The sequence below is a fragment of the Cupriavidus sp. DL-D2 genome, from assembly GCF_039710735.1.
GTDB lineage: Bacteria > Pseudomonadota > Gammaproteobacteria > Burkholderiales > Burkholderiaceae > Cupriavidus.
Window position 1 is genome coordinate 157368 of sequence record NZ_JBDKXK010000015.1, and the last position, 12211, is coordinate 169578.

Annotated in this window: 9 protein-coding genes; 6 read left to right on the forward strand and 3 right to left on the reverse strand. The window is 63.9% G+C overall.

Annotated features, from left to right (window positions below):
* Positions 1–185: 185 nt before the first annotated feature.
* Both ABDB81_RS11920 and ABDB81_RS11925 read right to left on the reverse strand, forming a co-directional pair.
* Positions 186–1133: a patatin-like phospholipase family protein gene (locus ABDB81_RS11920; protein ID WP_346811263.1), complete on the reverse strand. Its 948-nt coding sequence runs from the start codon at positions 1131–1133 to the stop codon at positions 186–188.
* A 257-nt stretch (positions 1134–1390) separates the two neighbouring features.
* Positions 1391–2917 carry an acetyl-CoA hydrolase/transferase family protein gene (locus ABDB81_RS11925; RefSeq protein ID WP_137928533.1) on the reverse strand — a complete coding sequence of 509 codons (1527 nt, stop codon included), beginning with the start codon at positions 2915–2917 and terminating at the stop codon, positions 1391–1393.
* Positions 2918–3301: 384 nt separating this feature from the next.
* Between ABDB81_RS11925 and ABDB81_RS11930 the strand changes: the two genes are divergently transcribed.
* The 4 genes from ABDB81_RS11930 to ABDB81_RS11945 all read left to right on the forward strand — a co-directional run bounded on the left by ABDB81_RS11930 (position 3302) and on the right by ABDB81_RS11945 (position 7625).
* Positions 3302–5056 carry an FAD-dependent oxidoreductase gene (locus tag ABDB81_RS11930; RefSeq protein ID WP_346811265.1) on the forward strand — a complete coding sequence of 585 codons (1755 nt, stop codon included), beginning with the start codon at positions 3302–3304 and terminating at the stop codon, positions 5054–5056.
* Positions 5057–5325: 269 nt separating this feature from the next.
* Positions 5326–5619 carry a hypothetical protein gene (locus tag ABDB81_RS11935; protein ID WP_137927326.1) on the forward strand — a complete coding sequence of 98 codons (294 nt, stop codon included), beginning with the start codon at positions 5326–5328 and terminating at the stop codon, positions 5617–5619.
* A gap of 313 nt (positions 5620–5932) precedes the next feature.
* Positions 5933–7009, forward strand: coding sequence for an alpha/beta fold hydrolase (locus tag ABDB81_RS11940; RefSeq protein WP_137927329.1), 1077 nt, complete (start codon positions 5933–5935; stop codon positions 7007–7009).
* A 136-nt stretch (positions 7010–7145) separates the two neighbouring features.
* Positions 7146–7625, forward strand: a complete 480-nt coding sequence (locus ABDB81_RS11945; protein WP_160473519.1) for a nuclear transport factor 2 family protein — start codon at positions 7146–7148, stop codon at positions 7623–7625.
* Between the two features lie 168 nt (positions 7626–7793).
* Here the strand turns inward: ABDB81_RS11945 and ABDB81_RS11950 are convergent, their stop codons facing one another.
* Positions 7794–9530 (reverse strand): dipeptidase, encoded by a 1737-nt coding sequence (locus tag ABDB81_RS11950; protein ID WP_160473520.1) that lies wholly within the window; start codon positions 9528–9530, stop codon positions 7794–7796.
* A 227-nt stretch (positions 9531–9757) separates the two neighbouring features.
* On the opposite strand from ABDB81_RS11950, the gene ABDB81_RS11955 reads away from it, so the two are divergent.
* Together ABDB81_RS11955 and ABDB81_RS11960 are read left to right on the forward strand one after the other, a co-directional pair.
* Complete coding sequence (locus ABDB81_RS11955) at positions 9758–10489, forward strand: glutathione peroxidase (protein ID WP_137927323.1); 732 nt, start codon at positions 9758–9760, stop codon at positions 10487–10489.
* A 201-nt stretch (positions 10490–10690) separates the two neighbouring features.
* A complete protein-coding gene (locus ABDB81_RS11960) occupies positions 10691–12097 on the forward strand; it encodes a dihydrolipoyl dehydrogenase (protein WP_346811267.1) in 1407 nt (468 codons plus the stop codon).
* Positions 12098–12211 lie beyond the last annotated feature (114 nt).

Sequence of the window (12211 nt, forward strand, 5' to 3'; positions counted from 1 at the left end):
GCGTGGCGCCGCGCTCGATGCGTCTAATCGCAGAGAACATGCCACCCGTCAGAAGGCGACGGGCGAGGGGGATGCAGCACTTCGGAATAGGAAAAACGGGCGGAAGACGTGGCGTCCACCAACACTGGTCGGGCAGACGGTTGGGCCTGACCCAACACGTTGCGCCGAGTCAGATGATCAACAAATCAATGCGCGCCCGGATGCTGATGGCCGGGATGGTCCACATGCACTTGGCCGGGCGGTGGCATCTGGATATCCGCGCTGCACGTCGGGTGTTCCTCGTCGTGTTCATGTGGTTCCAATGCACCGGGTACGCGTCGGCTCTCCAGACCACCCGAACGCAGCCACGCCAGCGTAGCCGCCGCAGCGCGATCGATCAGTTCGCCGCAGCGCGTGTAGTCGTACGGCGAGACATCGAGTGGGCAAAGCGGCGGCACCACGGCAATGTGCGCCTGATCGCCCCAACGCTCCAGGTCGTGCACGAGTTGCCGGGCCACCAGCAGCGATAGGGCGTTGAATGCATGCTCCATCGCACCGCGCGGCGGGCGCCGCTCGTCGCAGGCAAAGCCGGCAGGCAGCACCACGACGCGCGTGGCGCCGAGGCGGATGGCCGTGGAGACCGGCGTGTTGTTCGCCACGCCGCCATCGATGAGTTTGCGTCCCTCGACATCCACAGGGGGAAACACGCCGGGAATGGCGGCGCTGGCGAGGACGGCACTGACCATGTTGCCGGACGAGAGCAGCACCTCGGCGCCGGTATGCATGTCGGTTGCCACCACATGCAGCGGGATGGACGAATTCTCGATGCGTGCATCGCCGAAATGCCGGGTCAGTAGTCGCTTCAGTCCGAATGACTCGACAAGATGGCCGCGATTGCCGACGATCATCCCCAGCATGCTGCGCCAGGACCAGGGCAGGATCTCGGCACGCGTGATACTGCGCCACAGGCTCTCCAGTCTGGCCGTGCCTTCCACATCGGGATTGTTGGCGAAGTAGGCGCCATTGATCGCCCCGGCGGACGCGCCGATGACAAAGTCGGGCTTGACGCCCCATTTCACCAGTTCGCGCAGCATGCCAACCTCAACCGCGCCCAGGCTGCCGCCGCCGGCGAATACGAATGCAGTCTTTTCCATGGTCGTGTCACGGGGCCCGGTCCCCCGCCAGATTCGTTGTGTGTCGTCGTGCGGAGAGGATAGGCCACTTTGGCGTCGGCAAAAAGAGGGCCGAAACCCGGAGGCTTCAATTTTTGTCGATATGGAAATGGCAATTAACCGCCAAGCCTTCCGCGCATCAGTGTTGTCGGCCAGCAGGAAGCGGAGCGATAAAAAAAGTCCGTAGCGGTTGGCTACGGACTTTGGGGTGACGCTTGAGCGAGAGGAAGGCGGCCAGATCAGGCGGCCAGTACATCGTTGGCGGCGGGGGAGGTGTTGGGCAGCATCGAGCCGTGATCACGGTAGTTGATGTGCCACGCGAAGGCTTCTTCGAGCAGGTGTGGCGTCTGGCCACCGCGCAGGCAGGCGCGGCGGTAGTAGTCCATCAGTCCGTCGCGGTAGGCGGGGTCGGCGCAGTTGCGGATCACCTGCAATGCGCGCTCGCGTGGGGCCAGGCCGCGCAGGTCGGCCAGGCCGTGTTCGGTGACGAGGATGTCCACGTCATGCTCGCTATTGTCCACGTGCGACACCATCGGCACGATGCTGGAGATCCGGCCGTCCTTGGCCACTGACTTGGTCACGAACACGGAAAGATGCGCGTTGCGTGCGAAATCGCCCGAGCCGCCGATGCCGTTCATCATGTGCGTGCCGCCCACGTGCGTGGAGTTCACGTTGCCGTAGATGTCGCATTCGAGCGCGGTGTTGATCGTGATAAGACCCAGGCGGCGCAGCACTTCCGGATGGTTGCTGATTTCCTGCGGACGCAGCACGAGCTTGTGCTTGTAGCGCTCGATATCGTCCAGTACGCGGCGGTACACGGGGGCGGAGAGCGTCATCGACGAGGCCGAGGCAAAGCGCAGGCGGCCAGCGTCGATCAGTTCGATGGTGCTGTCCTGCAGGACCTCCGAATACATCGTCAGGTCATGGAACGGCGAATCGGCCAGCCCGTGCAGCACCGCATTGGCGATGGTGCCGATGCCGGCCTGCAGCGGCTGCAGCGACGGCGACAGGCGCCCGGCGCGGACTTCGCGTTCCAGCAAGGCATTCAGGTGTCCGGCGATCTGGCGCGTCCCGGCATCGGGCGGGAGCGCATTCGACGGGCTGTCGTCGCGCTGGGTAATCACGATGGCGGCGATACGCGAGGGATCGACCGGAATGTAGGGCAGGCCGATGCGCTGCTCCACGGCGATCAGCGGAATCGGCTGACGATACGGGCGCTGCACCGGAAAGGCGATGTCGTGCAGCCCTTCCAGACCCACGGGCATGTTCAGGTTCAGCTCGACGATGATCTTGCGGGCCATCTTCGCAAAACTGGCCGAGTTGCCAACCGAGGTGGTCGGCACGATGCCGCCCGATTCGGTGATGGCTGCGGCTTCGATCACGGCGATATCCACCGGGGCGATCTGGCCGCCGCGCAGCTGCTCGACGGTCTCGCCGAGATGCTGGTCGATGAACATGACTTCGCCAGCGTTGATCTTGCGGCGCAGCGTGGCGTCGGACTGGAACGGCATGCGACGCGCCAGCACATGGCTTTCGGCGAGGATCTTGTCGGTGTCGTGCCCCAGCGAGGCGCCGGTGATGAGGGTGATCTGCAAAGGGTCGGTGGCCGCGCGGCGCGCCAGGGCCATGGGCACGGCCTTGCAGTCGCCGGCACGGGTGAAGCCGCTCATGCCGACTGTCATGCCGTCCTGGATCAGCGTTGCAGCCTGGTCGGCCGACATGATCCGGTCCTGGAGTGCGGCCAGGCGAATGCGATCGCGGTACATCTAGTCTCCTTGCTGGGGGCTGTCTGATATGCCGCCAGGGGCCTCGTGGGTCCGTGACGAACGTTGCGTCTTGGAGGCGCGAGGCACAGTGTAGCCAGCGCTTAATATTCTCACCATGATTTAAAGCACTGGGTGCCAGTCGGTTTTTTCATAGAGGAGGGCGCCATGCGGCGTCGTTCGGAAGGTGCCGCCACCATACCCAAGCGCATTCAGACGCGTCGTGATCCCGCGCAAGCGGTTAACACAACAGGAACACGCCATCAACACGCTGGCGCGAACGGCCGCATCCAGCAAAACTTCATGCGCATTTCATCTTGGCGGGATTACTATCCAGACCAGTGTTCGATGTCCTGAATAGTGATTTCACGAGAAGGGGAGCGCAGCATGGAAATATCGCAGGTGACGTCGATGTCCGAAGCCGATCCAGAAGCCGCACCGGACCCTGGGCAAGATGCGCCGCTCGACGCGCCGTTCTCGAATCTGGAATCGCGCCGCCACCAGATGTTTCCCACGCTGACGGGGGCGGAAATCGATCGGATCCGCCGCTTCGGCACCGTGCAGACGTGGCGGGCAGGCGAGATGATCTTCGTGACTGGCGATACCGGGCGTGGCATGCATGTCGTGTTGTCCGGCCGCGTGCGCATCGACCAGCTCGACGGGTTTGGCGATCGCCATCCGATTACCGAGGAAGGTCCGGGGCAGTTCCTGGCGGAGGTAGGCCAGCTCACCGGCAAGCCGGCGCTGGTCGATGCGCTGGCGCTGGAAGATTGCACCATCCTGGTGATCGCGCCGGTCAATCTGCGCGCGCTGCTGGTGGCCGAGGCCGATCTGGGCGAGCGCATCATGCGCGCGCTGATCCTGCGCCGCGTCGGGCTGATCGAGCGCGGCGGTGGCCCGATCCTGGTCGGCAAGGGTACGGAGCCGCTGCTGCTCTCGCTGCAGGCGTTCCTGCGCCGCAATGGCCATCCCCATCGCGTCATCGATATCGAAACCGAGCGCGACTGCACCTGTCTGCTCGATTTCAGCCATGCACCGCAGAGTGATTTTCCGCTGGTGATCTGTCCGGACGGCAGCGTGCTGCGCGCCCCCGACGAAGGCCAGCTTGCCAGTTGCCTCGGGTTGGTGCCGGAGTTCGACCCGGACCACGTCTATGACGTGATCGTGGTCGGCGCAGGCCCAGCCGGGTTGGCCACTGCGGTCTATGCGGCGTCCGAAGGGCTGTCGGTCGCGGTGCTCGATTGCCGCTCGCCGGGCGGCCAGGCGGGTGCGAGTGCGCGCATCGAAAACTATCTGGGCTTTCCCACGGGAATCTCGGGCCAGGCGCTGGCGGGACGCGCGTTCGTGCAGGCGCTCAAATTCGGCGCGCACCTCGCCATTCCGCTCGAAGCCCGCAAGCTCCATTGCGGCGCGAACCCTATCGAACTCGAACTGGACGATGGCCGGCGCATTCCCACGCGCACCGTGGTGGTGGCCAGCGGCGCGCAATATCGCCGCGCGGAGATCGACGCGCTGGATCGTTACGAGGGCCGTGGCGTGTACTACTGGGCGTCGCCGGTGGAGGCCAAGCTGTGCAAGGACGAGCACGCGATGCTGGTCGGTGGCGGCAACTCCGCCGGGCAGGCGGCGGTGTACCTTGCCTCGCACGCGGCAGAGGTGCACATGCTGGTGCGTGGCGAGGGGCTGGAGGCCACGATGTCGCGCTACCTGATCGATCGCCTGAAGAGCCTGGACAACGTGCATCTCCATACGCACGCACAGATCACGGCCATGGAAGGCGAGGGCTGGCTATCGACCGTGCGTTACAAGGAGCGCGCGCGGGGCCCCGAATGCGTGGCGATACCGATGCGCCATGTCTTCCTGTTCATCGGCGCCGCACCCAACACCGAATGGCTGCGCTCTTGCAATGTCGCGACCGATGACAAGGGCTTCATCCTGACGGGCTATGACGCCCACCAGTCATGCACGGATCGGGCCGATTACACGCTGGAGACCAGCGTGCCGGGTGTGTTTGCGATTGGCGACGTGCGATCGGGATCGACGAAGCGCGTGGCGGCCGCGGTGGGTGAAGGGGCGGCTGTGGTGTCGCAGATTCATAAGTATTTGGCGGAGGTGGAGGCGAGGGCTGTGGCGCGTGGTTGAGCGCTGATTCTCTCTCCCGCGCTTGTTTTGCTCCCCTCTCCCGCGCGCGGGAGAGGGGAGCACACCGGAAGCGGGAGTATGGTCTTGCCAAAATGAAACAACTCTCCACAGGACACCCGTCCCGCTCAATCCTCCGCGTTTTCCCCAACTGTCCCGATTGACCCGGGACTCTCGCCTCATGTCAGGCACGGCATCGATCTCCACAATGGCTCCTACGGATTGGCCATCGCCATCCGCTTTTTCCGGAGTTTCAAGTTGGAGTAATCACGATGTTGAACGCAGCAAAGACCCTTTTCACCGCTTCCGCACTGACCCTCGGGCTGAGCACCGCCGCACACGCCGGCGCCTGGAGCGAGGTATTCATCCCATCGACGGCATCGACGCAGCACGCCAGTGCGGCAGTTTGCAAGCGCGGCGGATTCGATCCGTATTCGGAAGGCATGCGGATCGGGCCGCGCGATGCCTATAGCGACGGCGGCAATCGTCAGGGTCCGCGCGATGCGTTCACCGACGGCGCGCGCAGCATCGGCCAGCAGGGCGCCTGTGCCTCGCGCGCGGCGTGAATCACGCTGACGGAGCATTGCCCCGTTGAATCACTGCCCGGATGCCCTGCGCACCGGGCAGTTTTCTTTTTTTCCTTGCGAGTGAATACACGTGGAGTCCCTTATCCGCCGCGTACCGCACGCACTGCGTTTCGCCTGCCGCACTTTGCGCGGGCGGCATGTGGCGCTGATGTCCGCGCGATGGGGAACGTTGTCTAAGATAGGTGAGTCGCCCGGCACGACCGCACGCGGTGAACCTCTGCCCGGTATCGGCAACGATACGGGCCGCAGGCACGCCGGTCCGCTCGTATCCTGCCCCGCGCGCGACGCCGCCATGCCGATGCTCAAGCAGCAGATTCGCCTATGCACCAGCCCTGACCGCGTACGTCTGGCGTATGCGATCACGGGTAGCGGGCCGCCGCTCGTCAAGGCGGCCAACTGGATGAGCCATCTGGAGTTCGATGTCGGCAGTCCGGTCTGGAGCCACATGCTCTACGCGCTGTCCGAACAGCACACGCTGATCCGCTATGACGAGCGCGGTTGCGGGCTCTCCGATCGCCATGTCGATGACCTGTCATTCGATGCATGGCTGCGCGATCTCGAAACCATTGTCGATGCCATGGGCGTGGATCGCTTTCCGCTGCTGGGCATCTCGCAGGGCGCATCGATTGCGGTGGCCTATGCCGTGGCACATCCCGAACGGGTGAGCCACCTGATCCTGCATGGCGGTTATGCGCGGGGCCGGCTCAAGCGCAATCCCGGTCCCGAGATGCAGGAGGAAGCCGAGTTGATGATCCGGCTCGCGGAGATTGGCTGGGGTCAGGAGAACCCCGCGTTCCGGCAGTTTTTTACCACGCAGTTCATTCCGGGCGGTACGGCGGAGCAGCATCGATGGTTCAACGAGCTGGAGCGTGTGTCCACCTCTCCGATCAATGCCGCGCGCTTCATGCGGATCTTCAACGATATCGATGTGGTGACGCTGTTGCCGCTGGTCACTTGTCCCACGCTTGTCCTGCACGCCGTGCGCGATGCGCGTGTGCCATTCGATGAAGGGCGCCTGATCGCGAGCATGATTCCCAATGCTCACTTCGTCCCGCTCGACAGTGGCAACCATCTGCTGCTGGAAGCGGAGTCCGCCTGGGATCGCTGGATCGACGAGGTGCGGGCCTTCCTCCCGCCGCCAGCGCCGTCGGCAGATCCCGCCTTCGGGGCGCTGACCCGTCGAGAACGCGACATTGTGGTGTTGATCGCGCAAGGCCGCGACAACGCGCAGATCGCGGCACTGCTCGGCCTGTGCGAGAAAACCGTGCGAAATCACATTACGAGCATTTTCTCGAAACTCGAAGTCGAGAATCGCTCGCAGGCTATCGTGCTGGCGCGGGAATCGGGCTTCGACCGGCAGCACCTCTGATACGCATCGGGCCAAACCGGCTTTTTTGTTCCTATATTTCGTGCTTGACGAGACAGGTCTGTCTACCAATAATGGCGAGACAGATCTGTATCACGTTCTACGTTTCTCGTTCCTCATCCATTCCTGGAGATCACGCATGTCGAATCAAGCCGAAGCCCGTCCGCCGTTCCCGCCGTTCACCCTGGAAACCGCCACCGCAAAAGTGCGCGCCGCCGAAGACGGCTGGAATTCCCGCGATCCCAAGCGCGTGGCGCTGGCGTACACCGTGGACAGCGCATGGCGCAACCGCGCCGAATTCGTGAACGGTCGCGAACACATCGAAGCGTTCCTTGCGCGCAAATGGCAGAAGGAACTGGACTACCGGCTAATCAAGGAATTGTGGGCACACGACGGCAACCGCATCGCGGTGCGCTTCGCATACGAGTGGCGCGATGACTCCGGCAACTGGTACCGGTCGTATGGCAACGAAAACTGGGAGTTCGACGAGAACGGCCTGATGCAGCGTCGCTTTGCGTGCATCAACGATGCGCCGATCAAGGAGGCGGATCGCAAGTTCCATTGGCCGCTGGGACGCCGGCCGGATGATCATGCGGGGTTGAGTGAGTTGGGGCTTTGAGCCGTTTCACTTACCCTTGGTGTGCTCCCCTCTCCCGCGCGCGGGAGAGGGGCGGGGGAGAGGGCCAGCGGTCTAAATTGCGACACGTCGGCAAGCAGAACCTCTTGCCCTCTCCCCTAACCCCTCTCCCGCAAGCGGGAGAGGGGAACAAGGAAGCGTTGCGCAAAACTACTGCATCGCCTTCAAATTCCCCACCCGCACCAGCATCTCCGTGAACATCTGCATATCCAGGTTCAGATCGGAGACTTCCTTGTATTCCTTGGCGTTGTGCGCGGTGTATTTCTTGCCGGGCATGGCCGGGCCGAAGTTGATGGCGTTGGGCATCAGCTTGGCCGTGGTGCTGCCGGCGGTAGGAACGGGTTTGGCTTCGAGGCCCGTGGTATCGCCGTAGACATTCAGCAGCGTGGAGAGCCATGCGCCCTTCGGATCGCGAGCCATCCAGTCGCCCTGGTCATGCTGGATTTCAAGCGTGGTGTGCGTCGTGCCGGCCCATGCCTGAACGCGCTCGGCGATCTTCGCGCGCAATGCGTCGGGTGTGGAACCGCGCGGCATGCGCACGTTGGCCGTGACTTCCAGCTTGCCGTTGCGCTCGCGGATCAGCGTCGGTGAAATCGTCAGCGGCCCCATGAAGTCATCGCGATACCCCACGTCGAGCTTCTCGCCGAGGTAGCCCGTGCCATACAGGTCGGTCAGGTAGCGAATCGCGTGCGCGTACTGGTTCTGTGCGAACTTCACCCCCGATTCCTGCAGGAACAGTGCGAGCCGTGGCACCGGGTTCACGCCTTCTTCCGGGCGCGAGCCGTGGGCGGATGAGCCCGTCACCTTCACGTCGATGCCGTCGCCGTTGCGCGCGATGTCGATGGCGAACTTGCCTTGCGCGGCGTACTGCGCGATGAAACCGGCGCGCGCCTTATCGAGCGCGGCAGCCGTGGCATCGAGATCGCCACCCGTGATGCGTGCCGTGGCGGTCTGCGGAATCGCATTGGCCGATGCCGCGCCTGCCATGGCGACGATGGCAGGCTGCTTGCCATCGGTGGCCTGCACCGGGAAGCGCACCGTCAGCGCGCCCGACCCCTTCTCCGCAACAACCGCCGGGTACTTGCTGTCGAGCACGATGTTGTACTCGGGCAGCGCGGTCTTGTCGCGGTAGTACTTCATGCCGTCGCCGCCGGTTTCCTCGGTGGTCTCTATCATCAGGCGGATCGAGCGTGCCAGCGGCACACCACTGTCGCGCACCGTCTTCATGGCGAAAAGTGCAGCGGCAATCGAACCCTTGTCGTCGATCGTGCCACGACCGTAGAGGTAGTCGCCCACGCGCGTGACCTTGAACGGGTCGAGCTTCGTGCCATCGTCGAGCACCCATTCGTCGGCCACCACAGGCACCACGTCCGCATGCGTCAGGATGCCGAACGTTTCCTTGCCCTGGCCCGGCAGCGTTACCTCGAACACGCGGTTGTCGACGTTGCGGAACTGCAGGCCGAAGTCCTTCGCCATGCGCTCCACGACCTTGCCGAACTCGATGATCGCCGGGTTCTCGTGCTGCGGCACTTTCTCGTCGCGCACGGTGCGCAGCGCCACCATCTCCGTGATGCTGTCCAGCACCGCCTGGTGGTTGTGAACGCGGTTGTAGACGCCCAGCAAGCGGCCGATGTTGACCAGATCGTCGCCCTTCAGCGGCTTCTTCGCGCGGTAGGCGCGCACCGATGGCGCGAGTTTCGGATCGGCCTTGACCGCGGCATCCAGAAAGGCCGCGAAGCTGGCAGGCGGCGTGGCGGTGGCGCGGGCCACGATCTGATCCAGTTCGGGTTTCACCAGCGGGGCGGCGATTGCGGCGGGGGTGCCGGTGGCAATCAGTGCGGCAGCCAGCAGGGTCGCCACGGGCAGCACTACGGTCAGGCGGGTCATCGGTTGTTGTCCCTTCGTGTTTTTGATGTGCCCGAATGATAGCGATGGGGGCGCGTGCGTGGAAGGGCATCGCGATAGCCAAAATCAATCGTAATTCGACGATTGATAATAGTAATTTCCAATGAGGATGGTTGAAACGATGAATTGTACAAATCACATGCCCGCCGGGAGAATGCACTCCATCGCCACAACACGTGGCGCCCCAACCAACCCAAGGAGCTATACCCATGCTGCAACACCGTGAAGGCCAACGCGTTCCCAACGTCACTTTCCGCGTCCGTGAAAACAACGAGTGGAAGGACGTGACCACGGCCGATCTGTTCAACGGCAAGACGGTTGCAGTGTTCTCGCTGCCCGGCGCCTTCACCCCTACCTGCTCGTCGACGCACCTGCCGCGCTACAACGAACTGGCCCCGGCCTTCCGTGCCGCTGGCGTGGACACCATCCTGTGCGTGTCGGTTAACGACACTTTTGTGATGAACGAATGGGCCAAGGATCAGGAGTCCGAGAACATCGTCATGATCCCCGACGGCAACGGTGAATTCACCGACGGCATGGGCATGCTGGTGGACAAGGCCGACCTGGGCTTTGGCAAGCGCAGCTGGCGCTATTCGATGGTGGTTCGCGACGGCGTCGTGGACAAGATGTTCATCGAGCCGGAAGAGCCGGGCGACCCGTTCAAGGTGTCGGACGCCGACACGATGCTGAACTACATCGCCCCGAACGCCAAGCGTCCGGACCAGGTGGTGGTGTTCTCGAAGGTGGGCTGCTCGCACTGTGCCAAGGCCAAGCAACTGCTGTCGGACAAGGGCTTCGAGTACATCGACGTACCGCTCGACAACAAGATCCGCGGCAAGGTGCTGGGCGCCATGGCCGGCAGCATGACTGCACCGCAGGTGTTCATCAACGGCAAGCTGATCGGTGGCGCCGAAGCGCTCGAACAGCATCTGGCCGCCTGATCGCCTGATCGCAACGATCCTCCCCCCGCCCGGGCCCGGTTCCCCCGACCGGTGTCCTGGGCACTTATTCCCCCGCAACGTCCCGGCAGTCGCCGGACCCGATGGCACCGCACGCTGCAAGGCGGTCCGGTGCCATCCCATCCGCCGATTGAAATTTTTCAAGCCGTAGCAGGCAGCATCACCCGATTCAGGAAACGCATCATGAAAACGATTCAGACCGACGTGGCAGTGATTGGCGCAGGCACCGCAGGGCTGGCCGCGTATCGCGCGGCCAGCGCCGCCGGCAAGCGCGCCGTGATCATCGAGGGCGGCGAGTACGGCACCACGTGTGCCCGTGTGGGCTGCATGCCGTCGAAGCTGTTGATCGCTGCCGCCGAAGCCGCGCACGAAGCGCGCCACACTGCAGCGTTCGGCGTGCACGTGGATGGTCCGGTGCGTATCGAAGGCCGCGAGGTCATGCAGCGTGTGCGCAACGAGCGCGACCGCTTTGTCGGATTCGTGGTGCGCGGCACCGAGAGCATTCCGGAGGCGGATCGTCTGCGAGGCTTCGCGCAGTTCATCGACAACACGGTCCTGCAAGTGGGCGATGACACTGTGGTGCGCGCCAGCCGCGTGGTGATTGCCACGGGTTCGCGTCCCGCCGTGCCGCCGTCGTTCAACGTGTTCGGCGACCGCCTGATCATCAATGACGATGTGTTCTCGTGGGAAGACCTGCCGCGTAGCGTGGCCGTGTTCGGTCCTGGCGTGATCGGTCTCGAACTGGGTCAGGCGCTGTCGCGGCTGGGCGTGCGGGTCCGTGTATTTGGTGTAGGTGGCGGCGTGGGTCCGTTGTCCGATCCGGCGATCCGCGCCTACGCAGCCGAAGCGTTCAATGCGGAATTCCCGTTGTTGCCGGATGCCCGTGTGACCGACATGCGCCGCGAAGGCAACGAAGCCGTCATCGCGTTCGAAACGCCGAGTGGCAATGTAGCGACGGAGCGCTTCGACTACGTGCTGGCCGCTACAGGTCGTCGTCCGAACGTCGACAAGCTCGCACTCGAGAACACAGCCTTGAAACTCGATGCGCGCGGCGTGCCGGTGTTCGACCCCATCACGCTGCAGTGTGGCGATGCCCCGGTGTTCATCGCCGGCGATGCCAACAACGTGCTGCCGCTGCTGCATGAAGCATCCGACGAAGGCCGCATCGCGGGCGAGAACGCGGCGCGCTGGCCGGACGTGCGAAACCTGACCCGACGCGCCCCGATTGCCGTGGTGTTCTCGGACCCGCAGATCGCGATGGTCGGCAAGCGTTTCGCCGATCTGACCCCCGGCAGCTTCGTCACTGGCGAAGTCAGCTTCGAGGACCAGGGCCGCAGCCGCGTCATGCTCAAGAACAAGGGGCTGATGCATGTGTACGCAGACCGCGCCACGGGCCGCTTCCTCGGCGCCGAATGGCTCGGCCCGCGCGCCGAGAACATCGCCCACCTGTTGGCCTGGGCGTATCAGCAGGACCTCACCATCGCGCAAATGCTGGCGATGCCGTTCTACCACCCGGTGGTGGAAGAGGGTTTGCGCACCGCGCTGCGGGATGCTGAGGCGAAGCTGGTGAAGTTGGCGGAGGCGGCATGAAGCAGGTTTGCTTTCCCGCTGGTTTGCTCCCCTCTCCCACAAAGTGGGAGAGGGGCTGGGGGAGAGGGCGGGCAGCTCTGCTTGCCGATAACGCAATTAGAACCGCGGGGGGGG

What these genes read in the sequence shown, in the direction of transcription:
- ABDB81_RS11925 (WP_137928533.1), bottom strand. Translation starts at nt 2,917, where the DNA reads ATGTACCGCGATCGCATTCGCCTGGCCGCACTCCAGGACCGGATCATG.
- ABDB81_RS11940 (WP_137927329.1), top strand. Translation starts at nt 5,933, where the DNA reads ATGCCGATGCTCAAGCAGCAGATTCGCCTATGCACCAGCCCTGACCGC.
- ABDB81_RS11935 (WP_137927326.1), top strand. Translation starts at nt 5,326, where the DNA reads ATGTTGAACGCAGCAAAGACCCTTTTCACCGCTTCCGCACTGACCCTC.
- ABDB81_RS11930 (WP_346811265.1), top strand. Translation starts at nt 3,302, where the DNA reads ATGGAAATATCGCAGGTGACGTCGATGTCCGAAGCCGATCCAGAAGCC.
- ABDB81_RS11950 (WP_160473520.1), bottom strand. Translation starts at nt 9,530, where the DNA reads ATGACCCGCCTGACCGTAGTGCTGCCCGTGGCGACCCTGCTGGCTGCC.
- ABDB81_RS11960 (WP_346811267.1), top strand. Translation starts at nt 10,691, where the DNA reads ATGAAAACGATTCAGACCGACGTGGCAGTGATTGGCGCAGGCACCGCA.
- ABDB81_RS11955 (WP_137927323.1), top strand. Translation starts at nt 9,758, where the DNA reads ATGCTGCAACACCGTGAAGGCCAACGCGTTCCCAACGTCACTTTCCGC.
- ABDB81_RS11920 (WP_346811263.1), bottom strand. Translation starts at nt 1,133, where the DNA reads ATGGAAAAGACTGCATTCGTATTCGCCGGCGGCGGCAGCCTGGGCGCG.
- ABDB81_RS11945 (WP_160473519.1), top strand. Translation starts at nt 7,146, where the DNA reads ATGTCGAATCAAGCCGAAGCCCGTCCGCCGTTCCCGCCGTTCACCCTG.